The sequence below is a fragment of the Pseudomonas sp. TH34 genome, assembly GCF_016650865.1.
Classification (GTDB): domain Bacteria; phylum Pseudomonadota; class Gammaproteobacteria; order Pseudomonadales; family Pseudomonadaceae; genus Aquipseudomonas; species Aquipseudomonas yamanorum.
The window spans coordinates 38,456-53,754 of sequence record NZ_JAEKFB010000004.1 but is presented as its reverse complement, the minus strand read 5'-3'; the positions used below and the strand labels follow the sequence as shown (position 1 = coordinate 53,754).

Sequence of the window (15,299 nt, the reverse complement as noted above, 5' to 3'; positions counted from 1 at the left end):
CCAGTACTGCCACCACAACAACTATTGGGTTCTTGGCTGCTCGGTAAGCACCACCGACGAAGGCACCTCTTCCTCCGGCTCATCCACCTGCTGCCCAACCCGCTGCGGCAACACCACCTGCTGTGGATAAGTTTGCGCGAAGTGAACAAAGGCACAGTTATCCACAAGCTTTTTCAAGCGCTGGTTAAACGCGCGGCTCACCGCATATTGCCCGCCCGATACCGTGCGGAACTGCGCCGTCAGCACCACACCGTTGAGGTCCATCTTGTCGACGCCAAATACCTCCAGCGGCCCTTGCAGGTTGTACTTGAGGAACACGTCGTCGCGGATCGACTGCCCCGCCTCGCGGATCAACTCCACGGCCTTGTCGACGTCGGTGTCGTAGGTGAACTGCACCGAGAAGAACGCGTAGGCAAATTGCCGCGACTGGTTGGTAACCGCCTTGATCTGCCCGAACGGCACCGAATGCACAAACCCCTTGCCGTCCCGCAGGCGCAGGGTGCGGATGGTCAGCCCCTCGACGGTACCGGCGTGGCCGGAGTCGAGCACCACCCAGTCGCCGATCGACAGGGTGTCTTCGATGATGATGAACAGCCCGGTGATCACATCCTGCACCAGTTGCTGGGAGCCAAAACCAATGGCCAAACCCACCACCCCGGCACCCGCCAGCAGCGGTGCGACGTTGATCCCCAGGTTCGCCATGGTGGTGATCGCGCAGATCACCACCAGGATGATTTTCACCGCGTTGCGCAGCAGCGGCAGGATGGTTTTCACCCGTGTGCTGGGCTGGCGGCTGGAGCGTTTGTTGACCGGTGGCTTCAGCGCTTCCTGGATCGCGGTGTCGAGCACCACCCAGAACAGCCAGGTCACCAGCAGGATCAAACCGATGCTGCTCAGGGAATCACTGATGGCCCGGCCCACGGAATTGCGCTGGGCAAATTCAAATAGCGAAACGCCCCAGATACGCCCGAGGATTTCGATAAAGGCGATGGCCATGACGATGCGCAACAGCGCGTGCAGCAGGCTGAGGAAACGCTCTTTGTAGGCGCTGCTGCGCTGGACTGCCACCGTGCTGCGGGACTGGAACAGGTGCTGCAACACCGTGCTGAGGAACACCGTGCCGATCAGCAGGATCGTGGTGAACAGTGCGCAGCGCAGGGCTTTCTGGCTGTCGTCGCCGGCGCCGATCAGGTTGATCGCCGACACCAGCACCATCAATAGAATCGGCCAATACCACAGGCCGGAAAACACCCGCAGGGATTGCTGCACCGCCGGGTGTTTCAAGCGCTGGGCCAGGGGCCGGTTGCGGATTAAATGCGCCACCGGACGACGCAGGCGAATCACCAGCATGCCGAAAATCACCGAGGCAAACAGCCCGGTGAAGATCGCCACGCTGGCGGTGATATTGCCCCCCAATTGGCGGGCGATCTGCGGGCTGGTCAGCGCATCGCTGAGGGCCGCAAGGAAGCCGATCAGGAACAGCGGCTTGGGGCAGTAGTCACGAATAATCTGCACCGCCGGGCGCTTGTGGCCGACGTTGAACATGACGATCACGCACAGCAGCATCGAGGTGGAAAAAATACCGCTGCTGGTGGCGTAGGCAAAACACAGTGCCAGCGCGCGGCCCACTGACGTGGGCAGGAAATGGCTGACGTAAAGCGTCAGTGGCAAACAGATCAAGGCGGGAATCGTGTAGGGAATCAAGTAGCCGAGCAACGCCTGGAGGCGCTGGCGCGGTGCGATATGTCGCTGCAGGCTCAGGCGCTTGACGATAAAGCGCCCGAGCAGGGTCAGCGCCGCGAAGGCGCCGATCCACACCCCGGACAACAACAGGAAATCCCCGGCCACACTCCATGAGGAACGCTCGGACGGCTGGTTGACCAGCTTGTCCACCTCGTCCGCAGCGCGATCGGCCCGCAGGCGCCAGGCGTCCACCAGGCTCTGGTTGAGGTCGAGTTTGTCCTGCACATGATCGATGCTGGAGCTGATGGCGCCGAGCAGGCCGCCTTCTACCAACAGTTCCGGCGTGGCCGGGGCGGCAGGCGCTGGAGCCGCGGGGGCGGTGGCCGCTTGCAGTGCGCCACTGCCGCAAAACAGCAGCGTGCCGAGCAGTAGCACAGTCTTTAAATTCAACAAAACACCGAGCTCCTTCAGAAGGGTCTGTAAGGAACTGACGGGTTTGAGGCCTGATCGTTCCCCCCGCGCGTCGATCCGTGCGTACCAGGCAAATATCAAATGCCAATACCTGTCTTTTTCCGCACAAGCCGAACCCGGAGACTGCGCTCCTGATTGAAACCCACCGGAGTTGCAGCCATGCCCATTGCCTTGCTCGCGCTGACCCTCAGCGCTTTTGCCATCGGGACGACCGAATTCGTCATCGTTGGCCTGTTACCCACCATCGGCGCCGACCTGGGTGTCGACTTGCCGTCCGCCGGCCTGCTGGTCAGCCTCTACGCCCTGGGCGTGGCCATCGGCGCGCCGGTACTCACCGCCCTCACCGGCAAAGTGCCACGCAAACTGCTGCTGTTGTCACTGATGGTGCTGTTCACCCTCGGCAACCTGCTGGCCTGGCAAGCGCCGAGCTATGAATCCCTGGTGCTGGCGCGGATCGTCACCGGCCTGGCCCATGGGGTGTTCTTCTCGATTGGCTCCACGATCGCCACAAGCCTTGTGCCCAAGGAAAAAGCCGCCAGTGCGATTGCCATCATGTTTACCGGCCTGACCGTCGCGTTGGTGACCGGAGTACCGCTGGGGACATTTATCGGCCAGCACTTCGGCTGGCGTGAAACCTTCCTTGCCGTCTCGGCCCTGGGTCTGATCGCGTTTATCGGCAGCCTGCTCTACGTGCCGAACAACATCGCCCACAGCAAACCCGCGTCGCTGTTGCAGCAACTGCAAGTTCTGAAACAGCCACGGCTGCTGCTGGTGTACGCCATGACGGCGGTCGGCTACGGCGGCTCGTTCATCGCGTTCACCTACCTGGCGCCGATTCTTCAGGATATCTCCGGGTTCAGCGCCGGCACCGTCAGCCTGGTGCTGCTGGTGTACGGTATCTCGGTGGCCGTCGGTAACATCTGGGGCGGAAAATTGGCAGACAAACGCGGACCGATCAGTGCCCTGAAAATCATCTTCGCCCTGCTCGCCGCTGTGTTGTTTGTATTGACCATGACCGCAAGCAACCCATGGCTGGCCTTGGCCACGGTGCTGGTGTGGGGCGCGGTCGCCTTCGGCAACGTGCCGGGCTTGCAGGTGTATGTGGTGCGACAGGCGGAACATCACACGCCGAACGCGGTGGACGTGGCCTCGGGCCTGAACATCGCGGCGTTCAACCTGGGGATTGCCGGTGGCGCGTGGGCCGGTGGCTTGATCGTCGCTCACATGGGCTTGATCCACACGGCGTGGATTGGCGGTTCGGTGGTGTTGGTGGCCCTGGCGCTGACGGCCTGGAGCGGGCGTCTTGACCGGCTGGGGCCGGTGTATGCCGAGAGTTCGACCCGGGTGGTTGGCGGGCACTGATCCATCGGGATAAACACAAAGCAACTGTGGGAGCCGGGCTTGCCCGCGATGGCGGTGGATCAGTGAGATATGTCTCTGCTGACACGCCGTCATCGCGGGCAAGCCCGGCTCCCACATTGGAGTGTGGTGTTGCCCAGCGCCACACCGTCTGTAGGACCGTCGAAACTTTCTCCCGATCATCACAGTCACCCTAAAACGGAGGTCACCACACAGTTAACCCACGGGAGTCATCATGGCCGCGATTCATATCGGCATTTCCGGCTGGCGTTACACGCCCTGGCGGGGGGATTTCTACCCCGAGGGCCTGACCCAGAAGCGCGAGCTGCAGTTTGCCTCACGGGCGGTCAACAGCATCGAGATCAATGGCTCGTTCTACGCGCTGCAAACACCCAAGCGCTACGCCGAGTGGTATGGCGATACGCCTGAAGACTTTGTGTTCAGCGTCAAGGCGCCGCGCTATATCACGCATATCCTGCGGTTGCGGGAAGTACACAAGGCGATGGCGAATTTCTTCGCCTCCGGGGTGCTGGAACTCAAGGAAAAACTCGGGCCGATCCTCTGGCAGTTCCCGCCGAGTTTCAAATTCGACCCGCCATTGTTTGAAGCCTTTCTCGCCGAATTACCCACCACTACCCAGCAGGCCGCCGCCCTCGCCCATGAGCATGAGCCGCGCCTGAACGGCAAGGCGAGCATGCAGGCCCACGGTAAAAGGCCGCTGCGCCATGCGGTGGAGATTCGCCATAAGAGTTTCGCCGTGCCGGAGTTTGTCGAGATGCTCGACAAGCACGGTGTGGCCCTGGTGGTGGCGGACACGGCCGGCAAGTGGCCCTACCTGGAAGACGTCACGGCGAACTTTGTCTACCTGCGTCTGCATGGGGACAAAGCGCTGTATGCCAGCGGCTATACGCCTGAAGCGATCAAGCGCTGGGGTGATCGCATCGAACGCTGGAGCCACGGCAAGCAGCCCACCGATGCACAGTTGATCGACCCGAAACACAAACCCCGCGCCCGCAAACAGCGCGAGGTGTTTTGCTACTTCGATAACGACATCAAGGTGCGTGCCCCCTTCGACGCGCGGGAATTGCTCCAGCGTTTTGGCCTGGACCAGACATTGGCCACCGAACCCGGCAAGTTGCCGGACGCGGGGGTGCTGCCATGACCCACCCGGAGCTGATGCCGATCACGCCCACCGAAACCATTACCCGCTTCAGGGTGCTGACGGTCAATACCCACAAAGGCTTCACCGCGCTCAACCGGCGCTTCATTCTGCCCGAGTTGCGTGATGCGATTCGCAGCGTGGCGGCCGATGTGGTGTTCCTCCAGGAAATCCACGGCACCCACGAGCGCCATCCCAAGCGCTACAGCAACTGGCCGAGCATGCCGCAGTACGAGTTCCTCGCCGACAGCATCTGGCCGCAATACGCCTACGGCCGCAATGCGGTATATCCCCATGGCGACCACGGCAATGCGTTGCTGTCGAAATTCCAGATCATCCGCTACGACAACCTCGACATTTCCCAGAGCGGCCACGAAAGCCGCGGGCTGCTGCATTGCGTGCTGCGCTTGCCGGGTAACGTGCAGGAGGTGCATGCCATCTGCGTGCACCTCGGGCTGCGGGAAGTGCATCGCCAGCAGCAACTGCGCCTGATCGCGCAGCGGATCGCCGAGATTCCCGCCGACGCACCGGTGATTGTCGCCGGTGACTTCAACGACTGGCGCCAGCGGGCCGATCTTGCCCACTGCGGGCTGCGGGAAGTGTTCATCGAAACCCACGGCAAGCCTGCCCGTACCTTCCCGGCGCGCCTGCCGCTGCTACCGTTGGATCGCATCTATGTGCGCAACCTCAAGGTGCATCAGCCACAAGTCCTGACCAGCCGCCCGTGGTCACATTTGTCGGACCACGCGCCGTTGTCGGTGGAGATCGAGTTATGAACAGCGCCCCACTGGAAAAGGTCGCGGTGGAACATATCGCGACGGATCAACCGCCAGACGATGCCGTGGCCCGGGACCTGGATTACGGCTGGCAAAGCGGTAACCAGGTGGAGCTGCTGGAGAACGGCGAGGCCTACTTTCCCAAGGTGTTTGAGGCGATGCGCCAGGCTCAGCGGGAGATCCTGCTGGAGACCTTTATTCTGTTTGAAGACAAGGTCGGTCACGAGCTGAAAGGCATTTTGATCGAGGCGGCGCAGCGTGGCGTAAAGGTCGTCGCCAGCCTCGATGGCTTTGGTTGTGGCGAGCTGACACCAGGGTTTCTCAGCGAATTGAGCCAGGCCGGCGTGACCGTGCAGATGTTCGACCCGGCGAGCAAGACACTGGGCTTTCGCACCAATTGGTTTCGCCGCCTGCACCGCAAGATTGTGGTGGTGGATGCCAGCGTGGCGTTTATCGGCGGGATCAATTTTTCTGCGGATCACCTGGGGGATTTCGGCCCCGAAGCCAAGCAGGATTATGCGGTGCAGGTGCAAGGCTCGGCGGTGGCCGACCTGCATCATTTCGCCCTCGCACAAAGCGGCCGGCGCGTGCGTAAACGGCGCGGCTGGCGGCGCGAGCAACGACCGTCGCCATGGGCAGCGGGCGAAGGCGATGGCCTGGTGCGGCTGATTTACCGGGACAATCTGCAACACCGTACCGATATTGAAGAGGCCTACCTGCACGCGCTGCGCAAGGCCGAGCGGCGGGTGGTGATTGCCAACGCCTACTTCTTTCCCGGCTATCGTCTGCTGCGGGAAATCCGTAATGCCGCGCGGCGCGGCGTGCAGGTGCAATTGATCATGCAAGGCCAGCCGGATGTGCTGCTGGCCAAGCTCGCGGCACGCATGCTGTATGACTATTTGCTCAAGGAAGGTGTGGTGATCCACGAGTACTGCCAGCGCCCGCTGCACGGCAAGGTGGCACTGGTGGATGAGGAGTGGAGCACGGTGGGCTCGAGCAATCTCGATCCGCTGAGCCTGTCGCTGAACCTTGAGGCGAATGTGCTGATTCGTGATCGCGGGTTCAATCAGCAGTTGTTCGAGCGCCTGGAGTATTTGAGTCAGAACCACTGCAAGACCATGCCGGAAAACCGCGCGCCTCGCGGCTGGTTCTGGCGGGTGACCGTGGGTTTTGTGGTGTTCCATGTGCTGCGGCATTTTCCGTCGTGGACCGGCTGGTTGCCCGCCCACAAGCCGAGGTTGAAACCCTTCGTTCTTGAGGACCGTGCGGATCATGACCCAAGCTCGCACCGCTGAAGAAAGTGCTCGCCCCGGCTTCTTGAAACGCTGGAAAAAACCGCTGACGGTGGTGTTTTTCCTGGTGTTGATCGTGTTGTTCACCCTGCTCGCCCGGCGTATCGACTGGAGCGAAGTGCTCGACACCTTGGGCGACTTCGAGCTGCGCACGCTGCTCATCGCCGGTGCGCTGACACTGTGCAGTTTCCTGGTGTATTCGTGCTTCGACCTGATCGGCCGCACCTACATCCGCCAGCCGTTGGGCTGGAAGCAGATTTTGCCGGTGGGCATCATTAGCTATGCGTTCAACCTCAACCTGAGCGCGTGGGTAGGTGGCATCGCCATGCGCTATCGGTTGTATTCCCGGCTCGGGGTGAGCAGCGGGAATATCGCGAAGATCCTCGGCTTGAGCCTGGCCACCAATTGGTTCGGCTACATGGCGATTGCCGGCGCGGTGTTCAGCAGCGGGCTGGTGACATTGCCGCCGGGGTGGAAGCTCAGCAGCGGCGCGCTACAAGGCGTCGGCGTGCTGTTGGTGCTGGCGAGCCTGGGTTATCTGCTGGCCTGTCGCTTGTCGAAAAAGCGCGCGTGGTCGGTGCGCGGGATTGAAATCAGCCTGCCATCGCTGCGCATGGCGGTGTTGCAGTTGGCACTCGGCGCGCTGAACTGGTCGCTGATGGCGGCGGTCATCTTCACGCTGCTGCCCAAACAACTGGATTACCCCGTGGTGCTCGGGGTGCTGTTGATCAGCAGCATTGCCGGGGTGGTCACGCATCTACCCGCAGGGCTTGGGGTGCTGGAGGCGGTGTTCATTGCCCTGCTGCAGCACGAAGCGTCCCGCGGCAGTTTGCTCGCGGGACTGATCGCTTATCGCGCGATCTACTTCATTCTGCCGCTGCTGGTGGCCCTGGTGATGTACCTCGCGGTGGAAGCCAAGGCCAAGGCGCTGCGGGTGAAGAAGACGCCTACGACTGGATGATGCTCAAGCGTTCGCCCACCACCATCTCGGTAATCCAGTCCACCAGGATCGAGGTGTAGGCCTGCTGGGACACCGGGTCACTCAGGGAGTGATCCGCACCGTCGATAATCCGGTGGGTCAGCGAGTGCGTCTGCTGGCAGGCGGCGCGGTAGCTCATGATGGTGGCGTGGGGCACATGGTCGTCGGTTTCCGATTCCACGATCAGCACATCACCGGTGAACGCCGCGCAGGCATGCAGCGCGCGATTGGTTTCGGCGTGCACAAAGGTCCCGCGATAATCCATCAAGTCGGCCTTATCGAGGTCGCGCTTGGGCTTGAGCCATTCCTGGTCGCGGTACAACGCGGGCACCCGCAGCGCCAGCCAGCGTACGGGCCTCAACGAGGTGAGGATGGCAGCCAGGTAACCGCCGTAGCTGGTGCCGACCACCGCCACCGCCGAGGTGTCGATGGCCGGATGTGACAGCAGGCGGTCATAGGCTGCGAGCAGGTCCCGCAGGTTGTCTTCGCGGGTGACGCGGGATAACGGAATGCCGTTGCCGGCGTGGCCGCGAAGGTCGAATGTGAGGCATACACAACCGAGTCCGGCGATGCCTTTGGCGCGCTCCAGGTCACGCTCCTGGCTACCGCCCCAGCCGTGGACAAACAGCACCCCTGGTACTTTCGATTTGGGACTGAGGAAGGTCCCGCTCATCTGTTCGTCGTCGATATCAATGGCAATGGTTTCGCTTCTAGCCGTCATAGGATTTGACCGTCACGTACTTGAGAAGAAAGTCGCTGTTTTCTGCCGGGCCCCGGTACACCTCGATCGCATCAGCCGGCAGTGGCTGGTCGACGTAGGTCTCTACCGAGGAGACATAAATCGCCCGCAGCCCGGGGTTGTTGACGAAGCTTTGCAGCGCCGCGACTTCCGCGCTGCTGGCCCCGCCCATGCGCCAGGATTGCTCCAGCACGCCGCTGCGGCGCTGGCCATCGCTATCCAGGCCTTGGGCGATGTCGTAATTGCGCCGCGAGGCGTAGAACCCGGGATAGGCCTGATCCGCCGCGTTATCGAAGGCCTGCGCTTGCTGGATGGCCAGGCGCACGTCAGCGGGCAGGTCGAGCTTGAGTAGGTCTTCGTAGTAGCCCTGGACCACCAACAGGTTGGAACCACCATAGACCTCTTCGCCCTGCCCGTCCTGGGTCAGGTATTGATCGCCGCAGTAGCTGATGACGTGATCGCCGATAAAGCTCTGGCCGACACTGTGGGTGACCACGTCACTCAGGTCCTGCTCCAGCACCACGCCGTCGCTGAACAATTGCGCCGCATCGGGCCGCGCGAGGATGGCGTCGAACTCGTCGAGGCTGCGGATCACTTCCTGGCCGCGACCGGCACAGGCATGCACGGGCTTGAGGCGGATCGGACCGGTGTAGAGCAAGTGGGTCGCCGCTGGCCGCGCATCTTCCAGGGCGTGGACACTCAAGCCATCCAGCACCACATTGCGGATGCGCTCGGAAAACAGCGGCGACCAGCCTTCCGGGGCCACCGCATTTTTATTCAGCAAGCCGTGGCTGACAGCCTTGGTGCAGATGAAATCGTGGTCGACGTAGCCGCCCCACAAATCCTCAGGGCCTTTGACACCCAACTGCCGCGCCTGGGCCGCGCCGACCAGCGTCTGGGTAGGTAACAGATAGAGGTCGCGCCCACTGTGCAGCTCAGGGTTATAGCTGCCGCCATATTTGAGCCCGAGGACGTGCGCCAGCCAACGGGCCAGTGCGCGGTTGGTTTCCACTTCGTGCAATGGCGCGTCCGGACGCACTGAATGCGCCACCACGATTTTTTTGCGATTTGTCGGGGTCATGTGTCCCCCTTGGCTCTGCTGCCATGTGTGTAAGGAAACGGTAGCAGGGATCAAGCCAAGGCGGCGTTTGTTTAAACGCGCAGGGAATCAATCAGTTGCGGGAAAAGCGATAGCACTTGGCCTGTTTTATTCTGCACGAAGTGATCCCGGTGTCGCGGTTTTCTGCACGATTCATGCTTGGGCCTTGGTTGGGGTTACGCCGAAACGGCTGCGGTAGTCGCTTGGCGCCAGCCCGGTGATTTTCTTGAAGGTGGCGCGGAAAGCACCGGGATCCTGGTAACCCACGGTCCAGGCGATGTGATCAATGGTGCCGTTGGTGAACTCCAGCATCTGCCGCGCCTTGCCCACTCGCAGGTGCTGGCAGTATTCGGTGGGTTTCAAACCCGTAGCGGCGCGGAACCGTCGCAGGAAGGTGCGCTCCTCAAGTCCCGCCTCTAGCGCCATGGCAGCCAACGAAACATCCACCGCACCGCTGGCCTGCAGCCAATGCTGCACCCTGAGAATCGCAGCGTCGCCGTGGGCGAGGATCGGCGCAAAGTTACTCCCGCATTCACTGGCGCTGTCGCTGTGTTCGATCACCAGGAAACGCGCAGTGCTGGCAGCGATGCTCGGGCCGAGCAAACGGTCCACCAGGCGCAGGCCCAGTTCGGACCAGGCCATAAGGCCGGCGGTGGTGATCAGGTCGCCGTCGTCGACGATGGGTTTGTCGGCTTCCAGGCGAATCGCCGGATAACGGGCGGCGAAAGACTTGGCCGACGTCCAGTGCGTGGTGGCGCTGCGACCGTCCAACAGGCCGCTTTCCGCCATCAGGATCGAGCCCACGCACACCCCGCCCAGAATGGTCCCGGTGCGGTGTTGCTGGCGCAGCCAATCCAGCAATTCAGCGGACGCCTGGCCTTCGGAAAAGCCGGCGATGGAGGGTGGAATCAGCAAGGCGGTCAGCCCATTCCCGCTACCGGGCTGGCTGTCGAACACACGGGTCGGCGCATGGCCTGTTTCGGCCTGCCAATGACTGATGCGCAGAGACGGCAGTTGCTCGGACTGATGCTCGGCCGCAATCCGGTTGGCGACCGCGAACAGGTCGGTCAAGCCATGCACGGCGGCCATTTGCGCACCGCTGTAGATCAGCACGCCGAGCTCGACGATCGCCATTGTCAGTTTTCCCTCTGTTATTGTCGGTGCGGCCAATCCCCAGGCGCCGCGCCAGCCAGGATACTGGACGCATCAACCCTCACAAGGAAACCAACATGGCCAAGCAAGCACTCATCCTAATCGATATCCAGAACGACTACTTCCCCCAGGGCAAGTGGCCGCTTGAAGGAGTGGACTCAGCGGCAGACAAGGCACAGCAAGTGCTCCAGGCGTTTCGCCAGGCGGGCGATGCGGTGATTCATGTACGTCACGAATTTACCTCCGACGATGCGCCCTTCTTCACCCCAGGTTCGGAGGGTGCGCATCTGCACCCCAAGGTGCTGAACCAGGCCGATGAGCCGGTGGTGCTCAAGCATTTCGTCAATGCGTTCCGCGAAACCAACCTGCGGGCACTGCTGGAACAACGCAGCATCACCGAGTTGGTGGTGGTGGGGAGCATGAGCCATATGTGCATCGACGGCGTGGTGCGCGCGGCGGCGGATATGGGCTACGCCGTGACGGTAATCCACGATGCCTGCGCGACACGGGACCTCGAATTCAATGGCACCACCGTGCCGGCGGCCCAGGTGCATGCGGCGTTTATGTCGTCGTTGGGGTTTGCTTACGCGAGCGTGGTATCGGCGGAACAGTTCTTGTCCGCCGATTGATCGCCCCTGTTCTTACCGGGTAGCGATAATGAAAAGGCGCGGAAACGGCAGCAACACAGTGCCATCGGCCAGCGCTGGATAAGCCTTGGTGATCCGCGCCAGGTATTCGTCCAGGAAGGCGCTCTTTTCTGACTCAGTCAGAGGCGCCAGGAACGGGCGCAATGCCGAGCCTTTGAACCACTCCACCACCGCAGCAGAACCTGCCAGCGGATGGTGGTAGGTGGTGCGCCAAACATCCACCGTGGAGCAGTGTTTGCTCAGCAGTTCAAAGTAGTAGCTCGCGGTATGGCGTTCGTTATGTTTCACCGCGCCGATCTTTGTGGCCCATGGACCGTCCGCGGCAACTTCCCGCGCCAGCTTGTGGGCCGGTTCATCGAGGTTGTCGGGCGTCTGCACCGCCAGGGTGCCACCCGGCGTCAACTGACTTACCAGGTGCGGATACAGCGTGGCGTGGTCGGGCAGCCATTGCAGCGACGCATTGGCGAGGATGACGTCGAATTTCTGCGCCGGGTTCCAGGCACCGATATCAGCCAATTCAAAATTCAACGCAGGCAGGCGCTTACGGGCGTCGACCAGCATGTCATCAGAGCTGTCCATACCGGTGACCAACGCCTGCGGGAAGCGATCAGCCAGGACCTCAGTCGAGTTGCCCGGGCCGCAGCCCAGGTCGACGGCGGTGCGCACGTCGCCATCAGGGATGGCCGCGACCAGATCCCGGACGGGACGGGTGCGCTGTTGTTCGAACATCGAGTATTGCTTGGCTGACCAGGTCATTGCGGCGTTCCTTCTTCTGTGAGGAGTGACGACAGCCTAAATCTTGTGATCCATGAGAACAAATGCCAGGATTGATCACCTCCCATACCTGAAAAGTATTCCATATGCTGGAGCTCAGGCAGCTTAAGGCCTTCGTCGCGATTGCCGAAGAAGGCTATATCACCCGCGCAGCAGAACGACTGGGCATGCAGCAACCGCCATTGACGCGCCTGTTGCAAAGTCTGGAAGCCGAGTTGGGCGTGGTGCTGATGGAGCGCCTGCCACGGGGCGTGCGTCCGACCACTGCGGGGTTAGCCTTGCTGGAAGAGGCACGACATATTTTGGCCAGCGTCGATGGTGTGGCCGACATTGTGCGCCGCGCTGCCCGGGGTGAACGTGGGCGCTTGGCGATTGGCTTCACCAGCTCTGCCGCCTTGCATCCATTTGTGCCCAGCGTGTTGCGCCTGTTTCGGGAAACCTTTGTCGGTGTTTCTGTTGTTTTGGAAGAAGCTGGCACGGGTGAACTGCTGGACGCGTTACTCCATGAAAAACTCGACGCGGCATTTATCCGTTCGCCGCTGAGCGGGACGCAGGCGTTGCAGGATGAACCGATTCTGGTGGAGCCGATGTTGCTGGCGCTGCCCACAGATCACCCGCTGGCTATCGATCCGTCGACACCGCTGCCGTTGGCGGCATTGGCCACCGAGGCGTTTGTGCTGTATCGCCGCCGGGTGGGACTTGGGTTGTATGACGCGATTCTGGTGGCGTGTCGCGAAGCAGGTTTCAGCCCGCAGGTTGTGCAAGAGGCGCCGCGCATGACGGCGACGTTGAGCCTTGTGGCTGCAGGGCTTGGGGTTTCGATTGTGCCGGCATCCATGCAGCGGTTGCGGGGGGATGGGATTGTTTATCGAGAGCTGTCGGAGTGTCGTAGCCTGGTAGCGCCGTTGCATTTGGCAACGCGGGTGGGTGATACGTCTTCAGTGCTGGAGCGGTTTCGGGAACTGGTGGTGAGCGCCGCCTCTACTGATGTTTAGCCGGTTGCCAGCCACGAAATGAAAAACCCTCGAGGCAAAAGCCATCGGGGGTTTTCAGGTGCTACGCGACAGTTCGGGTCTCAAGCGACCTTAGAACGGGATATCGTCATCAAAGCTGTCGAAGTCGGCTGCCGGCTGAGGAGCGGCCTGCTGTGGCGCTGGACGCGACTCACGCTGTGGCTGCTGGGTCGGCTGCGGACGGGACTGCTGCTGTGGACGCGGTGCCGAGTTGGACATGCCGCCCTGGCCCTGCTGGTCGCCCTGTGGACGGCCGCCCAGCAATTGCATGGTGCCTTGCATGTCGACCACGATTTCAGTGGTGTAACGCTTGATGCCGTCTTTTTCCCACTCGCGGGTTTGCAGTTTGCCTTCGATGTAGACCTGCGAACCTTTGCGCAGGTATTCACCGGCGATCTCTGCAACCTTGCCGAACATCGACACACGGTGCCATTCGGTTTTCTCGACCTTCTGGCCGGTTTGCTTGTCGGTCCACTGTTCGCTGGTCGCCAGACTCAGGTTGGTCACGGCGTTACCGTTCGGCAAGTAGCGAACTTCGGGATCCTGGCCGCATGTACCGACCAATATGACTTTGTTAACCCCACGGGCCATAACGTTCTCCTAGGCTGGGCGCGCTGTCGGCACTGGGTTGACCAGTTGCTCGAGCGTCGCGCGATCCAATAATTCGGTGTCCAATTTGATGTAGATGGCGGCTTCTTCAGTAACAACCACAGCATCCGTAACCCCAACAACGGCCTTAAGGCGCTCGACCAGACCGGCTTCGCGGATCGCTTCGGGCGATAACGGCAAGCGCAGGCTCGTCACATAGGGAGGTTCGCGCATGGTAACAGCAAAGGCTAGCCAGAGGGCAGCCAGACCTGCGCATCCCAGGAACACAACCGACAAACCGCCATGCTGGAACATCCAGCCGCCCATGATCCCGCCCAGTGCAGAACCGAGGAACTGGCTGGTGGAATACACGCCCATCGCCGTGCCTTTACCGCCGGCCGGTGAAACCTTACTGATCAGCGAAGGCAACGAAGCCTCCAGCAGGTTGAACGCGGTGAAGAACACCACCGTGCCGATCACCAGCGCCCGCAGGCTGTCGCCGAACTGCCAGAAGAATAGCTCAGTGAGCATCAATGTCGCGACGGCGCCCAGCAGAACTCGTTTCATTTTGCGTTTCTTCTCGCCATAGATGATGAACGGGATCATGGCGAAGAAGGAAATCAGCAGCGCAGTAAGGTATACCCACCAGTGCTGCTCCTTGGGCAACCCGGCTTTTTGCACCAGGGCCAGGGGCAAGGCGACGAAGCTGCACATCAGCATCGCGTGTAATACGAAGATACCCAAATCCAGGCGCAGCAGGTCCGGGTGCTTGAGGGTGGGCAACAGCGCTTGTTTCGCGACGCCCGATTCACGGTGCTGCAGCGGCCCGGTGGAATGCGGCACCATAAAGGCAACGATCACGATGCCGAACAGTGCCATGCCACCCGTGGCCAGGAACAGGCCGTGCAAACCGAACGCGCGGGTCAGCAGCGGGCCAACCACCATTGCCACGGCGAACGAAAGACCAATGGTCATGCCGATCATGGCCATGGCCTTGGTGCGGTGTTGTTCGCGGGTCAGGTCGGAGAGCAGCGCCATGACGGCGGCGGAAATAGCGCCAGCGCCTTGCAGGACGCGTCCGGCGATCACGCCCCAGATCGAGTCGGCATTGGCCGCGAGCACACTGCCCAGGGCGAATACGATCAGGCCCAGGTAGATCACCGGCCGGCGGCCGATGCGGTCGGAAATGATCCCGAACGGAATCTGAAACAGCGCCTGGGTCAGGCCATAGGCGCCAATCGCCAGGCCGATCAGGGCCGGGGTCGCTCCTGCGAGATCCATTCCATAGGTCGCCAGCACCGGCAACACCATAAACATGCCAAGCATACGGAATGCGAACACCAGGGCCAGACCGCTTGCTGCGCGGGTCTCGCTGCCACTCATGCGTTCGCTGTGGGGATCGTGCATGGATAAACCTCGTGTGAACCGGCGGCGATTCTACCAGTCCCATCGATTGAGAGGGTATATGCGGCGCTTTGCCGCGCAGCTTTCATGTAAGGCTGCACCCGGCACTTTGACAGTGTATATTCATCCAGTCTTTAGCCGTATACTCCTGCATTATTTACGCC

At 61.5% G+C, this 15,299-nt stretch carries 14 protein-coding genes; 7 read left to right on the top strand and 7 right to left on the bottom strand.

The window, feature by feature from the left end; translation table 11 throughout:
• Positions 1 to 21: 21 nt before the first annotated feature.
• Positions 22 to 2,136, bottom strand: a complete 2,115-nt coding sequence (locus JFU58_RS02900) for a mechanosensitive ion channel family protein (RefSeq protein ID WP_201139814.1) — start codon at positions 2,134 to 2,136, stop codon at positions 22 to 24.
• Positions 2,137 to 2,313: 177 nt separating this feature from the next.
• Here JFU58_RS02900 and JFU58_RS02895 point away from each other — a divergent pair, with 177 nt between their 5' ends.
• The 5 genes from JFU58_RS02895 (at position 2,314) to JFU58_RS02875 (ending at position 7,701) form a co-directional block, all read left to right on the top strand.
• The gene (locus JFU58_RS02895) at positions 2,314 to 3,516 is read left to right on the top strand and encodes an MFS transporter (protein WP_063026834.1); all 1,203 of its coding nucleotides are present in this window, start codon (positions 2,314 to 2,316) and stop codon (positions 3,514 to 3,516) included.
• Between the two features lie 232 nt (positions 3,517 to 3,748).
• Complete coding sequence (locus JFU58_RS02890) at positions 3,749 to 4,675, top strand: DUF72 domain-containing protein (RefSeq protein WP_063026832.1); 927 nt, start codon at positions 3,749 to 3,751, stop codon at positions 4,673 to 4,675.
• Positions 4,672 to 5,448, top strand: coding sequence for an endonuclease/exonuclease/phosphatase family protein (locus JFU58_RS02885; RefSeq protein WP_063026830.1), 777 nt, complete (start codon positions 4,672 to 4,674; stop codon positions 5,446 to 5,448). Before JFU58_RS02890 ends, JFU58_RS02885 begins: the two co-directional genes overlap by 4 nt.
• Complete coding sequence (clsB, locus tag JFU58_RS02880) at positions 5,445 to 6,743, top strand: cardiolipin synthase ClsB (RefSeq protein WP_201139813.1); 1,299 nt, start codon at positions 5,445 to 5,447, stop codon at positions 6,741 to 6,743. Before JFU58_RS02885 ends, clsB begins: the two co-directional genes overlap by 4 nt.
• On the top strand, positions 6,721 to 7,701 hold the full coding sequence (locus tag JFU58_RS02875) for a lysylphosphatidylglycerol synthase transmembrane domain-containing protein (protein WP_201139812.1): 981 nt from the start codon (positions 6,721 to 6,723) through the stop codon (positions 7,699 to 7,701). The genes clsB and JFU58_RS02875 overlap by 23 nt, the downstream gene beginning before the upstream one ends.
• On the opposite strand, the gene JFU58_RS02870 is transcribed toward JFU58_RS02875, so the two are convergent.
• The 3 genes from JFU58_RS02870 to JFU58_RS02860 all read right to left on the bottom strand — a co-directional run bounded on the left by JFU58_RS02870 (position 7,688) and on the right by JFU58_RS02860 (position 10,691).
• On the bottom strand, positions 7,688 to 8,440 hold the full coding sequence (locus JFU58_RS02870; RefSeq protein WP_003210032.1) for an alpha/beta hydrolase family protein: 753 nt from the start codon (positions 8,438 to 8,440) through the stop codon (positions 7,688 to 7,690). The genes JFU58_RS02875 and JFU58_RS02870 overlap by 14 nt on opposite strands.
• Positions 8,430 to 9,539 carry a DUF3182 family protein gene (locus JFU58_RS02865; RefSeq protein ID WP_201139811.1) on the bottom strand — a complete coding sequence of 370 codons (1,110 nt, stop codon included), beginning with the start codon at positions 9,537 to 9,539 and terminating at the stop codon, positions 8,430 to 8,432. The genes JFU58_RS02870 and JFU58_RS02865 overlap by 11 nt, the downstream gene beginning before the upstream one ends.
• 171 nt (positions 9,540 to 9,710) lie before the next feature.
• Positions 9,711 to 10,691 carry a GlxA family transcriptional regulator gene (locus JFU58_RS02860; RefSeq protein WP_063026822.1) on the bottom strand — a complete coding sequence of 327 codons (981 nt, stop codon included), beginning with the start codon at positions 10,689 to 10,691 and terminating at the stop codon, positions 9,711 to 9,713.
• A 95-nt stretch (positions 10,692 to 10,786) separates the two neighbouring features.
• On the opposite strand from JFU58_RS02860, the gene JFU58_RS02855 reads away from it, so the two are divergent.
• Entirely contained in the window at positions 10,787 to 11,338 is a 552-nt protein-coding gene (locus tag JFU58_RS02855; protein ID WP_177071999.1) for a cysteine hydrolase family protein, read from the top strand.
• Positions 11,339 to 11,350: 12 nt separating this feature from the next.
• Here the strand turns inward: JFU58_RS02855 and tam are convergent, their stop codons facing one another.
• Entirely contained in the window at positions 11,351 to 12,112 is a 762-nt protein-coding gene (gene tam, locus JFU58_RS02850; protein WP_201139810.1) for a trans-aconitate 2-methyltransferase, read from the bottom strand.
• A gap of 104 nt (positions 12,113 to 12,216) precedes the next feature.
• Between tam and JFU58_RS02845 the strand changes: the two genes are divergently transcribed.
• Positions 12,217 to 13,125: a LysR family transcriptional regulator gene (locus tag JFU58_RS02845; protein WP_063026819.1), complete on the top strand. Its 909-nt coding sequence runs from the start codon at positions 12,217 to 12,219 to the stop codon at positions 13,123 to 13,125.
• Between the two features lie 90 nt (positions 13,126 to 13,215).
• Here JFU58_RS02845 and JFU58_RS02840 read toward each other — a convergent pair whose 3' ends face one another.
• Together JFU58_RS02840 and JFU58_RS02835 are read right to left on the bottom strand one after the other, a co-directional pair.
• On the bottom strand, positions 13,216 to 13,734 hold the full coding sequence (locus JFU58_RS02840; protein ID WP_003210042.1) for a single-stranded DNA-binding protein: 519 nt from the start codon (positions 13,732 to 13,734) through the stop codon (positions 13,216 to 13,218).
• 9 nt (positions 13,735 to 13,743) lie between these two features.
• Entirely contained in the window at positions 13,744 to 15,138 is a 1,395-nt protein-coding gene (locus JFU58_RS02835; protein WP_017476314.1) for an MFS transporter, read from the bottom strand.
• Positions 15,139 to 15,299: the final 161 nt, after the last annotated feature.